Genomic DNA, 23,786 nt, shown 5'->3' on the forward strand with positions numbered 1-23,786 from the left:
CAATGCCTTCCCGCATATTCAAATGATCGGCATGAGTCTGCGCCTCGAAGAAATCCAGTATCCAGTGATGAGTCATCCCAGTGCGGACCCATGGGTGAATGCGAAGGTGGCACGCGCTGCAGGGCTGGATGTGCCGGATCTTTCCCGGGGCCGTATTTTGGAAATCGGTTGTGGGACAGGGCATCATATTCTTTCGGTCGCCAATCGCTGGCCACAGGCAAAGTGCACCGGGCTGGACATTTCTCCGAGTTTGATTTCGCGAGCGAGAAATCTGGCGCGGCAGGCAGGTTTCCGGAATGTCCGGCTTTGTGAAAATTCCATCACGCAGTTTGAGCCAGATGAGCAATACGACTGCATTATTGCGCATGGAGTATTTTCCTGGGTGGAGGATGAGGTGAAGCTGGGATTGATGGACTTCCTGGCAAAATACCTTTCTCCAAGCGGGATTGCGGTAGTGAGCTTCAATGTGGTGGCTGGCTGGCGAGAGCGGATGCCGATTGTGGAAAAAGCGAAGGTGATACAGGCCGCCGGCGATGTCGGCGTGGTGGATGCATTGGAGCTTTTGAAATCAGTGACGGAAAAGGAATCCGAGCTGGAGATCATTGGAGATATGCTCGCAAAGGGAGGCAATGTGCTGGCTCACGACGACTTTGCTGATGTGATGGATCTATGGTCGCTGGGAGCTTTTGTGAATTTGGCGAAAGAGAAAGGTCTCGGCTGGTTGGGCGATTCCGTGAATGGTGACCGCGGCGATGACGACAGGGACAAAGAGGAGAAAAAGACGTTTCGCTCAGAGATTCTATACCGCGCCGATGCGGTTTTGGGAGATCCGATCGTCATCCTGGAAGATGGGGCGAAGGAGGTAGTGATCCCGGATTTTCCCCGGTTGGATGCGTGGCGTCTGCTGTGCGTAAGAGAGGCTCTGCCAGTGGTGGATGCAGCGATGAAACCCTGTGTTTTTACCTTTCCACAGCTGCGGGTTATGGCAGCAATGGATGGGTCGTTATCAGTTGTCCGCTTGGCTGAACACGCGGCAAAATGCTCTCCGGAGCTGGATTTTGTGCCGTGGCTCCGTCACGTGGCGGAGCGCGGGCTGCTCGTTTAGCGTTTCAGGATAATGCGGTGCCTGGCTTTGCCGGCGCGCAGGTGATCGAGTGCATTGTTCACATCGTCCATGGCGAAGGTTTCCGTCACCGGGGCAATCTTGTGACGGGCACAGAAATCCAGCATCTTCGCGACTGTAGCCGGTGAACCAAGCGGAGAGCCGGAGACGGATTTTCTTGCTCCGATCAGGGAAAATGCTGCTACGGGCACTGGCTCCAAAACCGCGCCGACAAAGTGCAACCGACCATCCGGTCCCAGGGCAGCGATGAAGGCATCCCAATCGAGCGTTACGTTTGCGGTGACCAGAATGAAATCGAGCGTGCCGGCGATTTTCTCAAGCTCTGCGCTATTTGTGCTATCCACGACGTGGTGTGCACCCAGGCGTTTGGCCTCATCCGTCTTTGACTTATTGGAAGAAAAGGCTGTCACCTCGCAGCCCCAGGCGTTGAGAAACTGTAGGGCGAGATGGCCGAGCCCGCCGATTCCGATCACGCCGACGCGGTCAGTAGGCTTGATGCCAAGATCCGCGATGGGCGCAAAGACAGTGATGCCGCCGCAAAAAAGCGGGCCTGCGCTGGCGGGATCCAAGCTATCCGGTAGCTTGACTGCCCATTCCCAGTTTGCTCGAACACGATCCGCAAATCCGCCGTGGCGTCCTACAATCATCTGTTCACTGCGCTCGCAAAGCTGCTGCCTGCCGGAAAGGCAGGGCTGGCAGGATAGGCAGCTACCTGCGAACCAGCCGAGACCCACCCTGTCTCCAATCGAGATTCCTTTTGCTTCCTGTCCTATTTTTTCAACAGTTCCAATGATTTCATGACCCGGAATCAACGGATAGCTCGTATTCCCCCAGTCATTATCGATCATCGAGATGTCCGAGTGGCAGATCCCACAGGATTCCACCTTTACCTGAACCTGCCCGGGCAGCAGTTCGCCGGGATCGAACTCAAATTTTTCAAGGGGCTTGCCCTTTTCCTTCACCGCCCATCCATGGAATGTCTCGCTCATGCTGAAATGTTGGAACCGAAACACCCGAACGCAACGGATAGTTCGTAAGAATTTCTTCATGTGACGCAAAATGTGGCTTTTTCCATTTGTCAAATTGGATTTCGGGATGATGGTCGCGGATGAAGTTAAAATCGTTCGTAGCAGTTCTTGGATTGGGGCTGGCCGTGATAGGGTGCCAAAAAAGCGTGGAAATGACTGATAGTGAATCCACTGACGAAGCCAGGGAGCTGGTTATGGAGTCCATTGAAGCCCACGGCGGAAAAGACAAATGGTATGAAAACGGTCTGTTGCACTTCCGCTGGCAGTATCACATGAGTGACAAAGGGCCGGAGGCTATCCTCGATACCGTGCAGACCGTGGATCCTGCCTCGTTGGACGTGGTGCACGAGGTGGTTGGCAGCGATGTCCGCTTTGGAATGAGCGGGGGAGAAGTCTGGATCCAGCCGGAAGACGGTGAGTTTGCATCGCCGCCCAGATTCTGGTCTCTTACTCCATTCTATTTCATCGGAATCCCCTTCGTTTTTAATGATGAGAGCGCGAACTTCGAGCTACTTGATGATAAGTTGGAATTTGAGGGGAAAGACTATACCCAGGTGAAAATCACCTACGATAAAGACGCCGGAGATTCGCCGGATGATTATTATGTGCTGCTGATTGATCCGGATACAAAGCTTACAAAAGGCGCCCACTACACGGTGACGAATAAGCTCGTCGCGCCCAATGGTCCGGGACCGGCGAAGTTTATTACACTCGATGATTTCGCAGACATTGATGGCGTGAAGCTGGCTGGTGGCCACCGCACTTTCAAAATGACGGATGATGGCAAGATTGGAGAACAAATGCGGTTCACAAATGTCAGCGACGTGAAATTCCTACCGAGAGGTTCAGTGGATCTCTCGATGCCAAAATAGGTATCGGTGAAAATTACATAAATTTCCTCTATCGGTCCGGGAGGGAAAATTTCCCAAAGGGAGAGCTATCGCGAGGTGCTCTTCCTTTTTTTGCGGATGTTTTGTGGGTCGAAAACATCCCATCCGACCACCGGAAAAGTCGCCGATGTAGCGGACATCCGGTTGAGGATATACTGGCGGGTCGGCCAAGGAATCAACAGGTCTTGCAGATAGCCTTTTCCTGAAGAGCCTTCATTTCTCCTTCCGGGATACGGGTAGGATCCGGATAGTCGAAAATGCCACCCTCATAGTTTCGAAGTGTGACTTTTCCTTCTGAGGAATCGACCACATAGTTCGGATTGATCGGGATCTTTCCGCCACCGCCCGGTCCATCGATCACAAATTGAGGGATCGCGTAGCCAGTGGTATGCCCGCGGAGATTTTCGATGATGTTTACGCCTTCCGCAACCGAAGTGCGGAGGTGGGAAGAGCCGGTGATGAGATCGCACTGATATAGATAGTAAGGGCGCACGCGGCACATCAATAGCTTATGGACCAATGCTTTCTGAACTTCAGGTGAGTCATTTACCCCACGGAGTAGCACGGACTGGTTGCCCATCGGGATACCGGCTTCGGCGAGGCGGACTAGCCCATCCTGCACTTCGCTCGTGAGCTCCTTGGGGTGATTGCTATGGATGGAAATGAAGAGCGGGTGATGCTTTTTCAGCATTGCGCAAAGCTCCGGAGTGATGCGTTGGGGAAGAAAAATCGGGATCCGGGATCCGATACGCAGGAACTGGATGTGGGGAATCGCACGCAGGCGGGTCAGAATTTTATCCAGCTTGGCATCGGAAAATAGCAGTGGATCACCGCCCGAGAGTAGGACATCGCGCACTTCCGTATGTTCCTCAAGGTATTTGAAAGCAGCTTCCCACTGGGTTTCTAGTTGCTGCTCGCCGACTCCAGACACCACCCGTGAGCGGGTGCAATAGCGGCAGTATGAGGCGCAGCGGTCTGTGACGAGAAACAACACCCGGTCAGGATAGCGGTGGACGAGGCCTGGAACAGGCATGTGTGAGTCCTCACCACAGGGATCGGCAAGTTCTTCGGGGGCTGTCCAGCCCTCCTCGATGCGCGGGATCACCTGGCGGCGGATCGGGCAGTTGGGATCGTCTTTATCAATCAGATTGAAGAAATGCGGAGTGATGGCCATTGCCAGCTTGGTCCCTGCGAGAAGCACCCCGGCACGCTCTTCATCGGATAAATTGATTCGTGCTTCCAGATCGGCAAGGGAATCGATGCGGTTGCGGAGCTGCCATTTATGATCCGACCATTTTTCCATGGCGGATTCCGGCCAGTAGCCGGGTGCGTGAGAGGTGAAAGTAGTGTCGAGGTCGCTTGGGGAGGTCATTAGCGTTGCGTTAGGAGAAATCGGTCGGGCAGGATGTGGATTGGGTCAAGGGCAAGTTTGGCACAAAGCTTTGCTTTGCAATAGGCGGATACTCTGAAATAGCCGGATTTAGGTGGGTCCGACTAGTTCGAAAGTCTGCGAATGAGCTCGATTAATCTGCCGGTGGAGGCCGCGAGGGTGGGCGCAAACGGCAGTTGCTCGTCATTTTCATCCGGGAGAAGCGTGGGCCGGGTGGCGATCCTAATCGCTGGAAGATTCATTTCGAAAAGGGTCGATGCCAGATCGAAATCATCGCCTAGACAGATCACCTCAGCGCCAAGAACTTTCCCGAGCCCCGCGAACTCAGTGGTCGGAATGGCTTCTGTATCGCGGGAGGTTAGAATCAAGCTCTCGCTATCGCCCATGGCTTCAATGCAGAGCAATGCTTGGGGCGAGGGCGCTCTGGCAATGAATTCACGGACAGCCGCAGCGGTCTCAATGACCGGGGAGTCGGCTTCATTCGAGTGGGGTAAAAATACGAAGTGGATATCGTGCGCGGGTTTTTCATCGGCAAGTGCCCGGGCGGCTGCCAGTGCCGCGGTGAGACCGGTTGCGTTTTTTTCCGCCCCGCGGGAGCCTACCGGAGAATCATAGGAGCTGAGGACCCAAACGGGTGGGTTGCCGCTTTTTTTGGCGGGCACGGAAACATGGATGATCGGAAAATCGCTGGGACTATCGATATGACCGATCTTGTAGCCGGTGTTCGCAGGACCCAGGAGGCCTTGGATCATTGATGCCGTAGCCGCGAGCTTGGCCGGTTTGGTCGTATTCCGTTCTCCGACCAACGTGATGATCTTCTTCAGGTCATCCGCTAGGTCTTCCGTGGATACGCTGCGGGAAAAGCGCTTTCCGGTTTCCTCTAGCTCGGCTTTCTCCTGGCTGAAATACTTTACCAAAGCGAATGCTCCGGAGCCGATGAGCCAGAGCGGGAGCAGGACGAGGAGAAGAGGGACGATACGGAATTTTTTCTGTGGAGCCATGTTCGATCAGCTTTTTTGGGATGGTTCCGTCTCCAGTGTCTCGTCGCCCGGGCTTTCATCGCCATCCGAATAGACCTCGATCTCTTTTCTCCAGCTCTGCGAGATCCAGGGCCTGACAAAACCGTATAGGAGATAGGCGCTGAAGAGCACGACCGGCATCACATAACGGAACTGCACGGTGATGAAGACCAGGACAACCGCCAGCAGGATGGCGGTGAGGGTGCCGCGGGTCTTCCAATCGACGGTTTTGAACGAAGGATACCGAACATCACTGATCATCAGCCAGGAAAGGCCCAGCATCGCACCGGCAAGGACGAACTTCCAGGGGCCGACTTCATGATCGTTTTTATACAAGTCTATGATGAGAAACGTAAGTGAGGCGATAAAACCGGCGGCCATAGGAATCGGGATACCGCGGAAATCGTTGCTGGAGCCTTTCTTTTTCGGAAGAAACGCGAGGCAATTGAAGCGCGCAAGACGCATCGCCCCGCAGACGAGGTAGATCAGTGCGATGCCCCAGCCGAAGTTTCCGAGGGGGAAAAGCACCGCACGCGAAAGAAGCATGGCCGGAGCCATCCCGAAGGAAATGATATCCGCCAGAGAGTCGAATTCCTGCCCGAAGGGCGATTCCTGCCCCCCGAGGCGTGCCAACCGTCCGTCAAGCAAATCAAAGAGGCATGAGCCAAAGATCAGCAAAATCGCATACTCGTAGAACTTACGGGAAATCTCATAATAGGCTTTTGGCTCCAGCACTCCTTCACCAGATGCACGCTGAACCTCGATTTGCCCGTAGAAAATCATCAGGACTGCGAAGAATCCGCAGGCAAGATTGCAGGCGGTCATTAGGTTTGGGAGGAAGAAAATCTTCGGCTCGTCCGGGTCACGGCGTTTCGGCATGGGGTGAACCATGTACTCATTCCCTAAAATTCTCAACCGCGAAGAATCAGCGGCGATATCCATGGGAATTGGGCGAATTAGTCAACTTGGCGGTTAGACAAAAGGGATATGTGATGGCATGATGCAAATGGATCAGAAATTCCGTGAATCTTTATGGCAGTTGAATTCAGAGACTACTACGAATTGCTGGGAATCGGGCGTGAAGCGACCCAGGCAGAGGTGAAAAAGGCGTTTCGCAGGATGGCGAGAAAATATCACCCGGACGTAGCGGAAGATAAGTCCTCCGCCGAAGCGAAGTTCAAGGAGATCAATGAAGCCTATGAGGTGCTGGGCGATTCTGAAAAGCGAAGGAAATATGATGCATTAGGGGCGAATTGGAACCAACAGGGAGGCGCGGCTCCACCGCCGGGTGGTGGCGGGAATTATTGGGCGGGGCCCGGCGGACAGGAAGTGGAATTTGAGTTTGGCGGCACGGGCTTTAGTGATTTCTTCGAGCAATATTTCTCCGGCGGAAACCGGCGCTCCACCGGTTACGGAAGCTTTTCCGGGCAGGCGGGATCACGCCGCGGTCAGGATATCGAGGGTGATTTGATGGTGACCCTGGAGGAGGCATTCAGTGGATCGACACGCACCATTTCGATGCGGAAGATCGATCCGCGAACCGGAGCGGAGAGTAGCGAGGAGATCCAGGTTCGTATCCCAGCTGGAATCGGAGAAGGTCAGAGACTGAGGGTTCCCGGCCATGGCGCAGCCGGTAGTGGAGGTGGGGAGGATGGCGACTTGTATCTTAGGGTCCGAATGGCCGCCCATCCGGATTTCCGGGTTAAAGGTCATGATCTTTACCGGGATCTTGCTTTGGCTCCGTGGGAGGCGGTGCTGGGCTGCCAGATTTCGATTACGTTGCCAGGCGGTAAGTCCGTTCAGCTGAAAATACCTGCCGGGACCGGCTCGGAAGATCAGCTGCGTATGAAAGGCTACGGCTCGCCCAGAAAGAATAACCCCGGTGATCTGTATGTGGAGATTTCCATAGAGACGCCTCAGGAGGTGTCACCCGACGAGCGAGGGCATTGGGAAAAACTCCGCGAGATTTCAACATTCAACCCCAGGGAGAATTGATAATGAAAATGATAGAACCAGATCCGCACGAGATTCATCCGTTGGAAGTGGTGGTGCGTATGACAGGCTCATCCCGCCGTAAGATCATTTTTTACTGCCGCAAGGGAGTCGTCGCTCCGGCAAAGCAGGAAAATGACGAGTGGTTTTTCGATGAAGACTCGGTAATGCGGCTGCGTCACATCGAGCTCCTACGCCAGCATCATAGAATGAACTGGGCCGCGATCATTACAATCGTCAGGCTGATGGAAGAAAACGAACATCTCCGTGCGGAGTTGCGGTTGCGAAGGTAGACGCCTCGGCAATATCTCTCCGGAGAAACCCACAACAGCTCACCCAGATGGTAGCGGATAGTTGAATAATTCGCTGAAACGTAGGGGAATAGGACTACGCGGGTTCTTCTTCAGGTAGGTCTTTTCCTTTTGTCTCTGGTGCCCAGATGAGTGCGATCGCTCCGAGAATGTAGATGCCTGCCATAATGCATGCCGCTGAGCGGAAGGAAAGATGGACGCTGAGGTAACCAAGCAAGAGAGGTGCAGGTGCAGCGAGATAGCGGACCGTATTGTAACAGAAGCCGACTCCGGTTCCGCGCAGACGCGTTGGGAACAACTCCGGAAAATAGATGGAATAACCAGCGAATAGCGAGAGTTGAGCAAAGCCCATGAGGGGCAGCATCCACATCGCGTCCCCAGCGGAGTTCAGATTGCTGAAAACGAAAACTGTTGTGATGAAACAGAGGATAAATGAGCAGAGAAAGGCGAGCCGCCTGCTGAGGAAGGTGGCAACAAAAGTGAAACTCGCCATTCCCAGGAACGAGCCGATATCTTGCAAAGCGGTGCCCCAGGAACGGACGGAATCGATTTTCGACTGCGACTCCCCTTTGAGTGCTTCCGAGATCAATTCCGGGGAGAAAAATCCTATGCCCCACAGGCCTATCATGCCTGCCACGCCGAGCCCAAGCCCGACGAGCGCGTGTTTCCGCCATTTCGGATGACGAAACATTTCTGTGACAGAGCCAGCTTCCGTGCCGGCGATGCCCCTGGCACGATTTTCTCTGAGACTGAGCCACACCTCGGGTTCGCGAAGTAGTCGCATCATCGGGACGACGATGAGTGCCGGAATGATGCCAATGAAAAATAGAGACCGCCAGCCCTCGAAGCCGAAGAGGCCGTGGGCGGAACTGGGTGGAATGACCAGCGAGATCATCGAGCCCATGACGTTGCCGATGGCAGCGAGAGTCTGGAGAGCACCAAGTGCTGGAGCACGAAATCTTCCGGGAATGGATTCCGCAACCAAAGTCGTCGCGGAGCCGAACATGCCGCCAATACCGATGCCGGCGATGAAACGATAGAGCACGAAATCCACCCAGCCGTGAGCCAGGCCGGAAAGGCCGGTGAAAATCGAATAGAGCAGTAGAGTGATGGTGAGTGCGCGCACTCGGCCGTAGCGATCGCTATACATGCCGATGATGATGCCTCCTGTCGCCCACCCTAGAATCATGGAAGTGGTGGCGTAGCCGATGTAGGTTTTCACCAGCGCCGGGTCGACAGTGCCGCCGAGGAGGTCTTTCACTGCCGCCTCCCGCGCAAGGACGAACAAGCGCTGATCCATGCAGTCGAAGAGCCAGCCCAGCGATGCGAGGATGACCACGATCCAGTGATAGCGGGACATGCGTTCTTGGTTTTGTAAATTGGACATGAATTTTTTGGTTTTAAGTTTGCTAGATTGAATCAGCAGCGATGCCGGACAGGATTTTTTCCAGGCGTTTCCCGTATTCGATGAAGCTGGCGAAGCGGGCTTCTGCTGTGGCGGACTGGCTGGAATCGTGGAAAACCACGGAGAGGTGAGGCTCGATGCTGAGTCCGGCGGCGTATCCGTTTTTGTGGAGATCGGTGAGGATTTTCACCACATCTCCATCGCCATCGCCCGGCCAGACGTAGTCGGCATCTTCGAAGACTGAGTCGGGGTTCTCGCCGAGGTAGCGCCCGTCCTTGATGTGGACGTGCTCGATGAACTCACGGACATTTTGGTAAAATTCCCAGGAAGATTGGCGTGGATGTGGCGCGGGTTTGGAGCGATCCGCAGTGGTCGCTGGGTTAGCGGTATCGAAGATGAGTTTTAGTCTAGGGACTTTTTCGATGAGCTGCATGGTGAACTGCCAGCCCATGCCGCCGTAGTTCGCGCAGTTTTCATGAAGCACCTGCAGATCTTCCTCGGCGAAACGGCCGGCGATGCGGCGCAGTCTTTCCACGCGTTCCTCCAGCATCTGATCTCTGGCATCGCGGCCGGGAAGAACCGCGTAGCTCATGATGCGGATGTGTTTGCAGCCGAGAGCTTTCATGCGTGGGATGGCGCGCTCGATCTCCTCCAGATCACGATCAATGGGATCAAGTATGGACTTCCCCCAGTTCGCGATGGTGGAGCCCAAGGCGTTGGCCCGTATCTGGTTTTCCTCAAGGGCTTCCGCGACTGTTTCGAACTCTTTTTCAGAAATGTCGGTGATGTTTTTTCCGTTCACGCTACGGAGCTCGATGTGCGACCAGCCGAGGGTCTTTATGGCTTTGATCTGGCCGTGGATGTCTTCGGCGGCTTCGTCTGCAAATCCGGTTAGAAAGGTCATGGGAATGTGATGAGTTTTTGATATTGGTGGGATGTCTTGATCCCATCGAGCAGAGCGAGGAGCCGGATGGACTCTCTGCGGGAAACGGAATATGGAGTTTCGCCCGAAAGATCGGCGGCGACGTCTTGATAAATCGCGACGGGATCCCCAAAGAGGTCTTCGCCGACCGTTTCGGTGCGGCAGGTGGATGGCGAGCCCTCCATGTCTTTGACTTTTGTCGGGTCGTCCGGGTGTGACGGTTGGCCGGTGATGACGTCCAGCGTGGTGCTGTTTCCAATGATGCATCCGCCCGTGCCTTGCACAAACCAGTTTGCCAAACCACGGGGCGCGAACGACCACTCCGAGTGAATGCGGATCCCGTTTTCCATGGTGATGACGCAATGGAAAATATCTTCCGCGTTGCCAGGATTGAGGACGCGGGCGCAGGAGCCGAAGAGGTGGCGTGGCTCGCCACCAGCAAGCAGGATGGGCGGCTCCACGAGGTGCGCGCCCCAGTTCAGGATGATGCCGCCGCCGCATTCCGTGCGGGTCTGCCAATCACTGCGCGTCGCGAATCCATAGACCGCACGGCGTATTGAGAAGACTTTTCCAATTTCCCCGGAGTGGATAATTTCCTGAATCCTACGGAAATCCGTGCCCCAGCGCGCGGGCAGAAACGGGAAAACTTTTCTCCCCACAGCATCCGCAGCGCGGTAAATATCGGCGACTTCGTGTTGATTGATGCCGAGAGGTTTGGTGACAAGAATGTGGCAACCGGCGGTGAGCGCATCGCAGGCCATGGCGTGGTGCTGATCGTTTCGTGTGACGATGATGACAAGCTCCGGGCGGATTTCACGCAGCATTTCCTGATAGTTGGAAAATGTCGGGCAATGGAAGTCCTCGCTGGCCTGTCGAAGGCTCGCTTCTGATTTGCTGGAGATGGCGACAATCTGAAACGCATTGGCATTTCCCCGGAGACCGGAGGCGTGGAGATAGCGCCCGCTACGTCCGTAGCCGATGATGACGGTGCGGATGGGGGATTTCATGCGGAGTTCCGGGTGAGTTGATCGACGGTGGCGGATTCGAGGAAAGGAGACTCGATGATGAAATCCAATGCCCGGGCGAGAGAGGCTTCGCTTATCGGCCCCCAGCCTTCGTCCTCAAGGCCGTGGAGCATGTATAAAAAGCCGGGAGCTTCCGAGGCTGCGGCAGCTACGAGTTTTTCTAGAAGATGCTCGTCACAGAAATCAGGCCCATGCCATGAACAAGTCAGCGAGCGCCGTGAGAGCTGGCCCGAGTAAAGCAAGCCGTCTCCCGGCAGCCCGTGGCTTCCACAAGTGCGGATGGCCCTGACATTATCTAACAGGTAAGCATCGATCTCCGGCGTTGAGCGATTGTAGGTGAGGTGATAGGTCACTTCCTTGGGATTGAATCCACTGAGATGTTGCTCGAAATAGGCGAGGCACGCGTCGATTTTCGAGCAAGCTTCTGCGAAAGTAATTTTCGTGAGATCGCTGTGATCGTAGCCGTGCGGATGGATGCTGTGGCCGCGTTTCTGGAGTTCGTTCCAGAGGGTGAAATTTCCTTTCGGAAACTCATCGAGGAAGCCGCATGGATTCGCAAGCACGGCGAAGGTAGTGTGCAGGTTTCGTTCCTCGAAGATGCGCGCGATCTTCAAGCAGCTTTTTTCGAATCCGTCGTCGAATACGAGGCTGGCGAGGGTTTTGGTGAGCATGGTCTAGGCAGATCTTTCGGTGTTCCCGTCTACGGTCGCTTTGCTGAGATAGTAAAAATTTTTTACCCAGACGTGGTTGCGGCGGATGCGCTCGAAAGCTTCCTCGGGAAGCGGGCCGCGCGAGGCCGCTTCGAGCGCGGTGTCGATACGGGCTGCGGAGCTGAGGGAAAGCGCGAGTGAGGAGACTCCTGGGTGGCTGAGCGCGAAACGTATCGAAAGCTCGTTGAGATCCATTGCCTCGTTGCAGAGATCGGCGCGGAGAGCTGCAATACGATTTAGATACTCGGTGACCAGCTCGGGAGAGGCGTTTGAAAGTTTGACATCGTTTTTCAATACTTCGCGGCTGCCACCCGTGGCGAGAACGCCGGAGTGATCGAATACGCAGCGCGCGATGACGGCCACGCCTTTTTCATGACAGAGCGGAATGGTGCTGACAAACGGGCGGGACTCGAAGGTGTTGAGAATGATCTGCACGGAATCGACCAACTGCTTTTCCACCAGGGGTAGAACCGCATCGTGCTCATGATCTTGCGCACTGACGCCGATGTAGCGGATTTTCCCTTCGTCGCGCAGTTGATGGAGGGTTTCCAGCCACTCGGTATTGTGAGACCAAAGGTAATACCACTGGTGAAGCTGGATCAGATCCAAGTGCTCGCGCCCCAGTGTGCGGAGGCTGGTTTCGACCGATTTACGGATGCTTTCCGGCGTGAACTGCTCGTGGATGGGGACAGGGAAACGCCAGTTGCTGATGTCTTTCGGCTTTACTTTGGTCGCGATGAACGGCTTTTCGCCCTTCCATTCGCGCAGGGTGGCGGCGACGACTGCTTCACTTTCGCCGTAGTTTCGCGCGGTATCAATGAAGTCCATTCCCGCTTCGAGAGCGTGTAGAAGCGGCCGGGAAATCCCGTTTGAATCCGGGCGGATGCGCATGGCTCCGAATGCGATGGGATTGAAGGAAAGTTCTGTGGAGCCGAAGGGGCGTTTTGGCATATTCATTGGAAATGGTTCGAGTTTTTAAAATTCGTCGTAGGCGATATCTGCGGCACATACGGAGAAATCTTGTGTGAGCATGTGCTTGGTGGCTTGCAGCATTACGGGTGGGCCGCAGAGGTAGTATTCCGCGCTTTCGGGACGCGGGTGCAGCGCCAGGTAGGTTTTCCGGAGATGCTCGTGGATGAAGCCGGTGGGGCCCTTCCAGTCATCGCTTTCCTGTGGCTCGGAAAGAGCGATGTGGAGGGTGAAATTCGGGAAGCGTTTCTCAATCTCGCGGAATTCTTCTTCGTAGAAAATTTCACACGCGGAGCGAGCGCCATACCAGAATGAGATGTTGCGATCCGTGCCGAGTGTCTCGAGCAGATGGATGATGTGTGATCTCAGCGGTGCCATGCCCGCCCCGCCGCCGACGTAGATCATTTCCCGCTGGGTGTCCTTGATCAGAAAGTCTCCGAATGGACCTATCGCCGTGACGGTGTCACCAGCTTTGAGATTGTGGACAAATGAGGAGCCAACGCCCGCATTGCAATCCTGCCCACGTGGCGGAGTGGCGATCCTGACGTTGAACTTGAGGAGGCCGGGTTCATGTCCCGGCGCGGTGGCGAGGGAGTAATTCCGACGGCAGCGGATGGAGTTGTTTGCACGGTTTTCGTAGAGTCCCTGTTGTTTCCAAACACTGCTAAACGGCTCGGGAATTTCGAAATCCGCGAAGGAAATTTCTCCATAGGCCGGGATGTCCAGCCGCATATATTGGCCGGGGAGGTAGGTGGGGAAATCCTCAGGTGCTTCCGGCTCAAGGACGAGTTCCTTGATGAAGGTGGAGACGTATCTGTTGCTCTTGATCTTGAATCGGCGAGTTTTTCTGGCGAAGGAGTCGGCGGATTCTGGCAAAAGATTTATCCTGCCATCGCGAATTTCCACAGGATAGGTTGCGAGGGCGACACAAGCTGGCGGGCGCACGGCTTCGCCGTTGGTGATGTCGAATCGGCCGTTGTGTTTCGGGCATTCCACGATGCTGCCTTTTACCAATCCACCGGCGAGGTGGGTGTTGCCGTGTGTGCAGATGCCATCGGTGGCATGGAATTTTCCCTCGGCCGTGTGGTAGATCGCGTAGGTTTTTTCCGCGTGGTCGAAGCGGATGACATCGTTCGTATCGAGATCCGCAGCTGCACAGACATCGACCCAGCCATCGGCTCCGAGTTTCCCCTCGATGGCAAGAGGTGCTGTGGAGGCCGTGGTGCCTACGGGGCGGGCGGTGGCGGGGAGAGTTCTCCTGATGAAATATCCGGGGTCTTTGATCTGCTTAAAAACAGCGGGGATAATCTCCTTATACGCACTGAGGAGGCTCGGATAGGGCGCTGGGCAGTCGTCCTTGACCAGTTCGTGCAGCTTTGGGTGTTGGTGGTATGGCACCATCGGAAACATGTGGTGCTCCAGGTGGTAGTTCATATTCCAGTAGAGAAAACGGTTGATCGGGTTCATGCGGATCGTGCGGCAGTTCAACCGGTGATCGAGCACGTTTTCGGCAAGGCCAGCGTGTTGCGTCCAGCCATAGATTGCCATGAGCCAGGCTCCGTAGAGGTTCGGGCCCAGGACGAATACGAAGGGCATCCAGGTGCCAAAGTAGATCGCCGTTGCAAAAATAGTCAGATAGATCGCCGCGTAGATCCGGGCCCGGAGGAACACTTTCGGATACTCGGCCGACGGGATGAAGGTTGCTTCCTCCGGTGTCACGCGACCTGTGGAGTGCAGAAAAATGTTTTTCAGATACCTGCGGAATGCTTGGAAATTGATGCACTTGAGCAGCATCGCTTTGATGTCCGGCGGGCGTGGCACGGCGATCTCCGGATCACGGCCAACGATGATTGTGTCGCTATGGTGGCGGGTGTGGCTCCAGCGCCAGGGGATAGATTCCCGCAGGACCATGAACGATGCCACTTCGTAAAGCGCGTTGTTAAGCCAGTCGGTTTTGAACGCGGTGCCGTGACTGGACTCGTGCCAGCGGGAGTCCGAAGCGGAAGCCCAGAGCAGTGCATAACACATGGCAGGGAAGACGGCCCACCACGTGCCCCAAAGGGCGAAAATCGCCGCGCCAAATGCGGCGATGAGGCCGAAGTAAATGATACAGTCACGGATCGCCGGTCCATCTTTGCGAGTGAGCAGGGTCTTGAGCTGTTCACGCGAGATGGGAGAGGTATACCAATCGGCCTCAGCAAGCCCTTTTGCGACTGCTAGTTCCGAGTTTTTACCGATGAGGCTGTAGTCCTGCAGGAGATTTTCCGCAGGCGAGGTTTCTGCCGGGTTCATGAGGGGGGTGTTTGAGATTACAGTTCGCGCACCCAAATATTGCGGTAGCGCACCGCGTCGCCGTGGTTCTGGAGAAGAATGGGCTGTTTCTCGGGATGGGAGAGGTAGGGCAAGCGCTTGTAGTGCTGTGTTGGACCGAGGATCTCGGTGTTATTCTGGATGAGCGCACCGTTGTGGAAGACGGTGATGCGGGCCGGGCTCTTGAGTTTTTCTCCATCAAAGCGCGGGGCAGTGAAGATGATATCATAGCTCTGCCATTCTCCGGGTTTACGCGATGCATTCACAAGCGGAGGGCTCTGGCCGTAGATGGAGCCTGCGATGCCATCTGCGTAGATTTCATTTTCCCAGCTGTTGAATACCTGGAGCTCATATCTCTGCATCAGGAAAATGCCGCTATTGCCGTTTGATTTTGGCTGATCCGCTGTGGGGGAGGGAGTGGCCCACTCAATGTGGAGCTGTATGTCTCCGAAGGCTTGCTTTGATTGGATGCTGCCTGTCGGAGTGATTTCCATTGCTCCGTCTTTGACTTTCCAGCGGGGTTTCTGGGCTTTTTTGAGTTTCTCATTCCACGTGCTCCACTGCGAAAGATCCGTGCCATCAAAGAGCACGATTGCATCTCCTGGAGGCATGCTGATGCTCTTGCCGGGCGAAACGACTTTTGGCTGCGGCCGTTTCATATCGTGGACTTTCCAGCCACTGGGGAGAGGGGGAGTGGATACACCTCGTTTGAAGGCGTCGATTTCAGACTTTCTGACGACATTGTAGCGGAGAATATCGCCCAGTAGCGGGCGACCCTCCGTATCCGCAATGTTTTTTAGCGTGATGGTGTAGAGGTAGCGTTCCTCGATATCGGTGACGGGTAGAATGATGGAGCGGCGATCCTGACTTATGATGGGCGCGCCTGTTTCCACAGGCTTGAGATTGACCTTCGGCGAGCCGTAGTTGGCGCTGTAGTTATAGGTATGTTTTTCGATCGTTACTTGAGGAGTTTCGTCGCCTAGCGGGTGGGAAAAATGAACCTCGAAGCCGTAGGGCTTGAGATGAACATGATCGGCGATCATCATGGGCTTACCGGTAGGTGTGATGCGGAGCAGTCCCTCATTACCGGCCCAGTGGTAGTGCATTTTCCCTGCCCAGAGTGAGCCGTCCTTGCTGAAGGTAAAGCGGTTGTTTCCGTTGCTGATTCCGGATCCGGCGAGGAAAGGAATCGTGGTGCCTTGTAGAGCACCGCCGATTTTATCCGGTAGGAAACGGATGAGGTTCGCCTGGTTCATTTCCCCGATAAGCAGTTCGCCTGCAGAGAGCCCGAAGTTGACTGGTGGAACGACAGGTTGTGTCGGGGAGTTGGCCAGTTCGCCCTGTGGAAAAAGTCCTGCGGCGGGGGTGCGCATGGCATCGAGTTCCTCGACGGGGATTTCCAATGGATTCCGAGTCCAGCCGGGTTTCCATACGAGGGAAGCCGGGTGACCGTAGAATTTGTCTTTTTCGACATGGAAGAGCTTGGAGGTGCCTAGCCAATCGCCCTGGTTGTCAGTAATCCAGAGGCGGTCGTTGTGATCGATGCAGAGTCCGTTGGGTGAGCGGAAGCCATAGGCGAAGACTTCGCTTTTTCCCTCCGGAGTGATTTTTAGGACGCAGCCGCGGTAGGGAACACGGGAAAACATGCGGCCAGCCTGACCTTTGATTTTCTCCCATTCCTTCTGATTACGCCATGTCTTGAGCGTAGCTTCATCCATGCCGATGGGCGACAGCGGTCCGCGGTAGTGATCGAAAATACCGCGGAAATTCGATGCTACATTCAGGGAAACGTAGTAATTCCCTTCGGCATCGCGGGCGGGGCCGTAGGCAAATTCATGGTAGTTCCCGGAGACTCCGAAGTCATTGGAAATGCAGCGATAGGAGTCGGCTAGACCGTCTCCATCCGTGTCGGAGAGTTGGGTCAGTTCGCACCACTGCATCACGGTGACGGAACCATCATCGTTACCGACGATTCCAAGGGGTTCGTGGAGTCCGACAGCGAAAGGAGTCCACGTCTTCTTCTCCGGTTGGTAAAACATCACCTCGCCGCTGTGAAAGCAGGCGGCGATTCGGCCGTCTGGCATGGTGGCGAGGCCGCCGAATTCCGGACTGACAGTTTTGGGGAGCTCGATCTGCTCGAGCTTATAGTAGTCCGACCAATCGGCGCCGGCGATGAGAGGGGCGAGCAGAAGAGTGAGGAAAAATTTCATGGGAAGCTGAGTGTGATTGTGAATTCGCGAGCTTGCTCGGCGTGCAAGGAGAGCGTGGACGAGTCCAGGGTTCCTTTATCGGTGGAGAACGTTCCCGCACCTTGTTTGGCAAGATGGATCTGGAAGCTGGCGGGTGGGTTTGTGATTTTGAAACGGCGCAGCAGAGTCTTTGAAGCTGGCTTCCAGATGACGAGTTCTCTGATTTCCACATCGGCGATCTGATAGTGGAATTCAGGTTGCCGCTGGATCAGATTGAAGCCGTGGTAGCGCGGCCTTTTCCCAGCGGCAAACGACCAGAATACCGGGCTTGTCTCGATGTGAAACGGTGGGGCAGGGAGATCGTAAACATCACGATGTGTGACGAGTCTGGTTTGACCAGATTTCCACAAATAACGCAGGCGGCAGGCCTCGGTATCCCAGCAGGCGCTGGTTTCTCCTTCATAAATGATCGCGAAGGAGGCCGGACTGCTTTCCGGTAAAAATGCGTAGCGAACATAGGGTAGATCGCGCTTTGGCTCGGGGACTGGTTGGAACTGGTCTTTGCCTTTTTTATGCTTCACTCCCTTTGTGACTTTCAGCAAGTAGTCATGGATGTGCGCGAGATTTTCTTCGCCCATGTGGGCCATGGAAGGCATCTCGATAAGGAGCGGATTTTTCTTCCCCGGCTTAATAGCCCACTGAATGAATTCAGCTTTTTTTTCCTTGGGGTAGACTTTTGCAATATTGACCAGTGATGGGCCCACTGATGTGAAATCCAGCTGGTGGCAGGCGATGCAGTTGGTCTGATAGGCCGCTTCGCCCGGATCCGGGTTTGCAAAGGAGAGGTAGGGGATTAGGGACAGAAGGAAGATGCGGGTCATGGCCTTTCGAGCAAAAAGTAATAGGGCTCCAGGATGGATTTTCTGGGAGAGTAGCGGGAATTGATTGTTCGGGAGAATAGAAGTGATTGGGCCGGTGAACAATCGTCTTGAAGTCGCATAGGGAATCGGTTGAATGGAAATGCTATGTCTGCAGACGACCGAGCTAACCTATTTTTACCCATGCCGGATCGCTCTTTCTGGCAGACGAGCGAGTTATTACCCTTGCGTTACCTAGCGTGGGGTCGACGGAATTTCCATGCGGAAAACCTTCCTCCATGTCGCCATGAAGGCTGGGTCTGTCTATTAATCGAGGAGGGAACTCCGGAGATGATCGTTGATGGAAAAATCGTTGAGCTTGCTCGCGGTGCCTTTGTGATGATAGGTCCTGATTGCTCGTTCGGCTGGGCCCGGAAAGTAGATAATTACTGCAAATTCATTCTATGGATGTGGGATGGCCTGAAGCCCACCACTCCGGAACCGGGTGCATATCTGATATATCGATTAACCAACAGAAGTCAGAGAGCCTTTCAGCAGATTCATGAGCAATGCCGATTGGAGATAATGGAGCCGGACGGAGCGACTGAGAAATACCTGCTAGGATGCAGGATTAGTTTTGAGGCATTGCTGTCGCGGCTTTCGCATGAGAAGGATGAAAGGGCGAGCCAAAATATGAGGCGTTTGAATTTGGCGGATTCCTGGATACGGGAGCATCTCGACAGCCGTGAGCCAGTTGCCAGGTTGTGCGATTATTTGAACCTTTCCCAGGCCTCTCTCTATCGTCTTTTCAAGCAAGAGATAGGTGATAGTCCCGCAGGGTATTTCCGCAGGTTGAGAATGGAGTCCGGCCGGAAGTTATTACGAAGCGGGGAGCATCAGGTGAAGGAAATCGCACTTCGTCTCGGCTACTCCCAAGTCAATGATTTCAGCAGGGCATACCGTGATTTTTTTGGAAATCCGCCGAGCTTGGACATACCGAAGAAGCGGTGAAACATCTCGCTGCAAGGATCGACGCGCCTAGAAATCAAAAAGGTTCATCTGCGGGCTGTTCGCGGCAGGCATGGAGTCCTCGAGTTTGGTGGTCTTGGGTTTTGGATCCGAGAGCTGGGACTTTGCGGTTGGTTTGGCGGAGTTCATTTCCAGGTGGCTGAGGATGGATTTTGCCCGAGCCAGAACTGGCTTTGGCAGACCGGCCAGGCGGGCGACCTGTATGCCGTAGGATTTGTCCGCAGGGCCGGGAAGGATTTTATGAAGGAAGATGATCTCCTCATTCCATTCCCGCACTGCAACGTTGCAGTTGACCACGGCTGCACGGGTATTGGCCAGATCGGTCAGCTCGTGGTAATGGGTGGCGAAAAGGGTGCGGCACTTGATGGTATCATGGAGGTGTTCCGCGACTGCCCAAGCGATGGATAGGCCATCGAAGGTAGCTGTGCCACGCCCGATTTCATCGAGAATAACAAGAGATTTTTCAGTGGCATGATTGAGAATGAGAGAGGTTTCCGACATTTCCACCATGAATGTGGATTGGCCGCGTGACAGATCATCGGAAGCTCCGACACGACAAAAAATGCGGTCTGTGAGTCCGATGGTGGCGGAATCCGCGGGAACATAAGCACCAATCTGTGCCATGAGTGTAATGAGCGCCAATTGCCGGATGTAGGTGGATTTTCCGGCCATGTTCGGACCCGTGAGAATCTGGAGGCGGGAGCTTTCAGGAAGTAGCTCGGTATCATTCGGGACGAATTTTGTCTCCGTGAGCGTTTGTTCCAGAACCGGATGGCGGCCGTTCTCGATGATAAGTTCCGTTCCCTCGGTGAGTTTTGGCCGGGAATGACGATTCAACTGGGCGGTTTCCGCGAGCGCACAAAGCGTATCGATTTCCGCGATTGAAGCAGCCGTTTCCTTCAATTGTGCAAGGTGTGTGATGACGTGCTGCCGGAGCTCAAGAAATAGCTCGTATTCGAGCTGTTTGGAACGTTCTTCCGCGCCGAGGACCTTGTTTTCCATTTCTTTGAGCGCCGGAGTAATGTAGCGCTCGGCATTCGCCATGGTCTGTTTCCGGGTATAATCGTCGGGAACTTTCGAGAGTTGCGCGGTGGTTACCTCAATGAAGTAGCCGAAGACGTTGTTGAACTTGATCTTCAGGGAATCGATCCCCGTGCGTTTTCTTTCATCCTCCTGGAGCCGCGCGATCCAGTCTTTGCCGCCCCGGGCAGCGCTTCGCAGCTCATCAAGCTCGGGCGAATGGCCGTCTCTGATGATATTACCGTCTTTGATATTCGCCGGTAGCTCATCAGTCAGGGCGATCTCCAGGATATGCGCCAGATCTGGAAGTGCGTGCAGGGAGGTGAGCAAGCGGGAATGATCCGTGAGAACCGATGCAAGGTCTTCCTTTAGCGCGGGGATTTGCTGGAGTGAAACGGATAGCGACTGTAGATCCCGCGGGTTGCCGGAATTTTGCGAAAGCCTTGAGGTGGTTCTTTCAATGTCGCGGATGTTTTTCAGCGATTCGCGCGCTTTCGAGAGCAGAAAAGGCTCTGCAAGCAGAGCAGCGATAGTGTTCTGCCGGGCGGTCAAGGTCTCCAGATCACGAAGAGGATGGAGCAGCCAGCTACGAAGCAGACGACCGCCCATCGGTGTGGCCGTGCGATCCATGACGGCGAGCAATGTGTGGCTTTTCCCCGAACGGGACTCGATAAGATCCAAATTCCGCTGTGAAGCTTGGTCAATGAGCACGTGTTTGTCGTTTTCCAGCAAGCGCGGCGGGTTCAGGTGCTCGCAGGGTCGGCGGAGCTGGTGGATGAGGTAATGCAACGCGGCGCCTGCGGCAGATGCGGCTGCGATCAGGCCGGCGCAGCCAAACCCATCAAGGGAGTGGACATTGTAGTGTTTCTTGACCAGCTCATGGGCGTGCTCCGGCTGGAAGGTGTAACCATCATAGGGAAGTGCCGTCGGATGGTCGGCGGAAAAGTCTGAAATCTGATGGTCCGGGATGAGGAGCTCCGAGGGGGAAATTCTAGCCAGTTCATCCAGAAGCTGTGCGGACTCCGTGAACTCGGCGATGATGAATTCTCCGGTGGTATGGTCGATTGCCGCCAGACCGTGGTTTTTCCCGATTTTCGAAAGGGCGACCAGATAGTTGGGGCGTTGATCATCCAGTAGTGTGAGATCATCGATCGATCCGGCGGTGAGGATCCGTGCGATTTCCCGCTCGACGAGCTTACCGGGGACGGCTTGGGAGGTTTGTTCCGCGATCGCGACCCGCTTGCCTCCTTTCAGCAAACGGGCGATATAGTTCTGGGCCGCATGGTAGGGGACCCCGCACATGGGGGTGCCACCACGTTTGGTAAGGGCCACATTCATGATCGGGGCGGCGGTCTTCGCGTCTTCGAAAAACATCTCGTAGAAATCCCCGAGCCGGTAAAAAAGGATGATGTCGGCGGGCAGGCTTTTTCGCATAGCGAGGTATTGGGCCATCATGGGTGTGGGAGCGGACATGGGCGTATGATGAACGATGGCGGAGGCTTGGCTAGTTTTTCAATGCCCGGATTTCACGAAATGGATGCGTGTTTAGCCGCCGGAGGAGGATTGGAGTTGTGATTTCCGCCGGGAAATTGAGGATGGAGCCGTGAAGGATCAAAGGAAGGTGAGTGAGGTAGTATTTGCGGGGATCGATTTTGAAGGGGCGGGGGCGCAGCGGGGGCAGGAGGACTGGCCGGTGCAGATCGGAATGGGGACGTGGTCCCTCAAGGATGGCTTTGATAATTTCTTTGTCTCTTATCTGGAGAAAGAGGGACAGGTCGATTGGTATGCGAAGAAAATCCATGGTATAGACGAAGGTAAGCTGGAGGGGGCGCCGAGCCTGCTTTCGCTATGGCCGGAAGTGAATGGACGCCTGGGTGAAGGGGCGGTGCCCGTTGCGCACGCGAAGGGAACTGAGAAGCGCTTCCTGCGGGTTTTTCCCGGAAATCCATTTGATCCGTGGGTAGATACCTTGCTTCTCTCCCGGGCTGCGATGCCAGACCAGAGAAAACATTCACTTGGGGTGCTTTGCGAGGAACTGGGTGTGGCGGACAAGGTCCGTGAGCTGGTTCCAGGCAGAGACTGGCATGACGCGCTTTTTGATGCCGTTGCGAGCCTGGTGTTGCTTGAATGGATGGTGAAAAGATACGGTCTGCAGGAATTGCCACTCTGGGCGTTGGTCGTTCCGAATACCGGGGCTTGGTCGCGACTGCGGAAGGCGATGAGCTAGGACGGATTTATTCAATTTTTTCCAACACGATGGCGGAGGAGAAGAAGAGTCGGCTGTTGCAGGTGATCTGCGGGATTCTGCTGATTGTGGCGATCCTGTTTATCGTTACCAGAGAGCCAAAACGCCCAGCCTACCAGCGCTGGAAAGACCAGGCGGAGCTTTTGGAGAAAGCTTCCGAGAAGTCAGCTGCGAAAGCCCGTCGGAGCTCGGACACAGAGCTGGTGCGCGGGCTTCTGAACGAAAATCTGTCCGACCGTGAGTTCGATTTTTCCGTCATTGCGGAAGCAGCATCCGGGAGAAAAGTGATCCCACTGAAATCCCGGGAATCCGGCGATCGGGTGATCGCGGCTATCTCGAAAGTGATGGATGGGTTGCTGCCGGAAATGAGCGCCAGTGGCTCACCCGTTCACGAGCTTGGAAGGATCAACGAGGGCTCGAAGTATTTTGAAAATAGCTTGTTGAAGCGCTTGGGGGAAATCGATGGAATCTCCTGCGAAATTCCCGAAACCCGTGGAGGTAGTTTGCAGCGGGCAGGCTATCCGGACCTGAAAATCACCGATAAATCCTCTGGCGAAGTCTACTATCTGGATCCAAAGCTGCTGGAAAGTGGCTCGGCCGACAGCACGTTCAGATCATTCTACTTCGCTCCAAAGAACGAGACCCTGAAGATTACCGAAGATGCGACCCATCTGCTGCTAGGCATCGAACACGATGGAAATGATGGCAGATGGCGGTTTCTCAAATGGAGATTGGTTGATCTGAGCGATTTGAAAGTTCGTTTGAAAGCGGAGTTCCATGCTTCGAACAGAGATATATATACTCCATCATCAGTGCTTGAAATGAATGTCATCGAAAGGAAGGATGACGACAGATGACAAAATCTACCTCAAAGCGAACGAGTGGCTCCGTAGCCATGGATGATTATCTGGAGCAGATTTTGCACCTCATCGAAGAAAAAGGGTATGCGCGGGCAGTGGATATTTCCACGAATCTGGGGATTTCCCAGGCAAGCGTGACCAATATGCTGCAGAAACTGGACAACGAAGGTCTGGTGAAACACGAGAAATACCGGGGAACAGTGCTTACCGAGGATGGACTCCGTATCGCTGGCGCAATCGTCGAGCGTCATGAAACATTGACAAGGTTTCTCCGGCTTTTCGGGCTGGATGAGGAAACGATCTACCGTGATGTGGAGGGGATGGAGCACCACGTTTCCCGGCCGACCCTGGAAGTCATCCGAGCGGTTGCCGACAGTTTGGAGAGTGATACGGATTTTCTGGCGGAGGTGAAGCGCAGGATACTTGGAGAGATGGCGAAATAGTCCCGATGAGGTAGTTATTGGGAGATCCGCCGAAGCAGTTTTTTGTCTA

General features: G+C 54.8%; 21 protein-coding genes. 8 read left to right on the forward strand and 13 right to left on the reverse strand.

The annotated features are described in order from the left end of the window. The first annotated feature begins 31 nt into the window (after positions 1-31). Positions 32-1,105, forward strand: coding sequence for a class I SAM-dependent methyltransferase (locus tag ACFSSA_RS09415; RefSeq protein ID WP_386820187.1), 1,074 nt, complete (start codon positions 32-34; stop codon positions 1,103-1,105). Here the strand turns inward: ACFSSA_RS09415 and ahr are convergent. Then, a complete protein-coding gene (ahr, locus tag ACFSSA_RS09420) occupies positions 1,102-2,112 on the reverse strand; it encodes an NADPH-dependent aldehyde reductase Ahr (RefSeq protein ID WP_386820188.1) in 1,011 nt (336 codons plus the stop codon). The genes ACFSSA_RS09415 and ahr overlap by 4 nt on opposite strands. A gap of 191 nt (positions 2,113-2,303) precedes the next feature. Between ahr and ACFSSA_RS09425 the strand changes: the two genes are divergently transcribed. Further along, a complete protein-coding gene (locus ACFSSA_RS09425) occupies positions 2,304-3,023 on the forward strand; it encodes a hypothetical protein (RefSeq protein ID WP_386820189.1) in 720 nt (239 codons plus the stop codon). A 193-nt stretch (positions 3,024-3,216) separates the two neighbouring features. On the opposite strand, the gene ACFSSA_RS09430 is transcribed toward ACFSSA_RS09425, so the two are convergent. The 3 genes from ACFSSA_RS09430 to pssA form a co-directional block, all read right to left on the reverse strand. After that, positions 3,217-4,413, reverse strand: coding sequence for a KamA family radical SAM protein (locus ACFSSA_RS09430; RefSeq protein WP_386820190.1), 1,197 nt, complete (start codon positions 4,411-4,413; stop codon positions 3,217-3,219). Between the two features lie 122 nt (positions 4,414-4,535). Continuing rightward, entirely contained in the window at positions 4,536-5,432 is an 897-nt protein-coding gene (locus tag ACFSSA_RS09435; RefSeq protein ID WP_386820191.1) for a M28 family peptidase, read from the reverse strand. 6 nt (positions 5,433-5,438) lie between these two features. After that, entirely contained in the window at positions 5,439-6,329 is an 891-nt protein-coding gene (gene pssA / locus ACFSSA_RS09440) for a CDP-diacylglycerol--serine O-phosphatidyltransferase (protein WP_386820192.1), read from the reverse strand. 153 nt (positions 6,330-6,482) lie between these two features. On the opposite strand from pssA, the gene ACFSSA_RS09445 reads away from it, so the two are divergent. Both ACFSSA_RS09445 and ACFSSA_RS09450 read left to right on the forward strand, forming a co-directional pair. Then, entirely contained in the window at positions 6,483-7,445 is a 963-nt protein-coding gene (locus ACFSSA_RS09445; RefSeq protein ID WP_386820193.1) for a DnaJ C-terminal domain-containing protein, read from the forward strand. Between the two features lie 8 nt (positions 7,446-7,453). Then, positions 7,454-7,735: a chaperone modulator CbpM gene (locus ACFSSA_RS09450; protein WP_386820194.1), complete on the forward strand. Its 282-nt coding sequence runs from the start codon at positions 7,454-7,456 to the stop codon at positions 7,733-7,735. A 94-nt stretch (positions 7,736-7,829) separates the two neighbouring features. Here ACFSSA_RS09450 and ACFSSA_RS09455 read toward each other — a convergent pair whose 3' ends face one another. From ACFSSA_RS09455 to ACFSSA_RS09490, 8 genes are read right to left on the reverse strand one after another with little or no spacing between them, the layout of a single operon-like run. Next, positions 7,830-9,140 carry an MFS transporter gene (locus ACFSSA_RS09455; protein ID WP_386820195.1) on the reverse strand — a complete coding sequence of 437 codons (1,311 nt, stop codon included), beginning with the start codon at positions 9,138-9,140 and terminating at the stop codon, positions 7,830-7,832. Between the two features lie 22 nt (positions 9,141-9,162). Next, positions 9,163-10,062, reverse strand: a complete 900-nt coding sequence (locus ACFSSA_RS09460; protein WP_386820196.1) for a sugar phosphate isomerase/epimerase family protein — start codon at positions 10,060-10,062, stop codon at positions 9,163-9,165. Next, a complete protein-coding gene (locus tag ACFSSA_RS09465; protein ID WP_386820197.1) occupies positions 10,059-11,087 on the reverse strand; it encodes a Gfo/Idh/MocA family protein in 1,029 nt (342 codons plus the stop codon). Before ACFSSA_RS09465 ends, ACFSSA_RS09460 begins: the two co-directional genes overlap by 4 nt. Next, the gene (locus ACFSSA_RS09470; protein WP_386820198.1) at positions 11,084-11,776 is read right to left on the reverse strand and encodes a polysaccharide deacetylase family protein; all 693 of its coding nucleotides are present in this window, start codon (positions 11,774-11,776) and stop codon (positions 11,084-11,086) included. Before ACFSSA_RS09470 ends, ACFSSA_RS09465 begins: the two co-directional genes overlap by 4 nt. A gap of 3 nt (positions 11,777-11,779) precedes the next feature. Then, positions 11,780-12,766, reverse strand: a complete 987-nt coding sequence (locus ACFSSA_RS09475) for an aldo/keto reductase (RefSeq protein ID WP_386820199.1) — start codon at positions 12,764-12,766, stop codon at positions 11,780-11,782. Between the two features lie 24 nt (positions 12,767-12,790). Further along, positions 12,791-15,076, reverse strand: a complete 2,286-nt coding sequence (gene nqrF / locus ACFSSA_RS09480; RefSeq protein WP_386820200.1) for an NADH:ubiquinone reductase (Na(+)-transporting) subunit F — start codon at positions 15,074-15,076, stop codon at positions 12,791-12,793. Positions 15,077-15,093: 17 nt separating this feature from the next. After that, a complete protein-coding gene (locus tag ACFSSA_RS09485; protein WP_386820201.1) occupies positions 15,094-17,304 on the reverse strand; it encodes a 3-keto-alpha-glucoside-1,2-lyase-like domain-containing protein in 2,211 nt (736 codons plus the stop codon). Beyond that, positions 17,301-18,164 carry a c-type cytochrome gene (locus tag ACFSSA_RS09490; protein WP_386820202.1) on the reverse strand — a complete coding sequence of 288 codons (864 nt, stop codon included), beginning with the start codon at positions 18,162-18,164 and terminating at the stop codon, positions 17,301-17,303. Before ACFSSA_RS09490 ends, ACFSSA_RS09485 begins: the two co-directional genes overlap by 4 nt. 144 nt (positions 18,165-18,308) lie before the next feature. Between ACFSSA_RS09490 and ACFSSA_RS09495 the strand changes: the two genes are divergently transcribed. Next, entirely contained in the window at positions 18,309-19,151 is an 843-nt protein-coding gene (locus tag ACFSSA_RS09495; protein ID WP_386820203.1) for a helix-turn-helix transcriptional regulator, read from the forward strand. 27 nt (positions 19,152-19,178) lie between these two features. On the opposite strand, the gene mutS is transcribed toward ACFSSA_RS09495, so the two are convergent. Beyond that, complete coding sequence (gene mutS, locus ACFSSA_RS09500) at positions 19,179-21,662, reverse strand: DNA mismatch repair protein MutS (protein ID WP_386820204.1); 2,484 nt, start codon at positions 21,660-21,662, stop codon at positions 19,179-19,181. A gap of 148 nt (positions 21,663-21,810) precedes the next feature. Between mutS and ACFSSA_RS09505 the strand changes: the two genes are divergently transcribed. Genes ACFSSA_RS09505 through mntR form a run of 3 tightly spaced genes read left to right on the forward strand, consistent with a single transcriptional unit; the run spans position 21,811 to position 23,737 of the window. Next, positions 21,811-22,416 (forward strand): 3'-5' exonuclease, encoded by a 606-nt coding sequence (locus ACFSSA_RS09505; protein ID WP_386820205.1) that lies wholly within the window; start codon positions 21,811-21,813, stop codon positions 22,414-22,416. Next, on the forward strand, positions 22,317-23,291 hold the full coding sequence (locus ACFSSA_RS09510; protein WP_386820206.1) for a hypothetical protein: 975 nt from the start codon (positions 22,317-22,319) through the stop codon (positions 23,289-23,291). The genes ACFSSA_RS09505 and ACFSSA_RS09510 overlap by 100 nt, the downstream gene beginning before the upstream one ends. Beyond that, entirely contained in the window at positions 23,288-23,737 is a 450-nt protein-coding gene (gene mntR / locus ACFSSA_RS09515) for a transcriptional regulator MntR (RefSeq protein ID WP_386820207.1), read from the forward strand. The genes ACFSSA_RS09510 and mntR overlap by 4 nt, the downstream gene beginning before the upstream one ends. Positions 23,738-23,786: the final 49 nt, after the last annotated feature.

The sequence above is a fragment of the Luteolibacter algae genome (assembly GCF_042683045.1).
Lineage (GTDB): Bacteria > Verrucomicrobiota > Verrucomicrobiia > Verrucomicrobiales > Akkermansiaceae > Luteolibacter > Luteolibacter algae.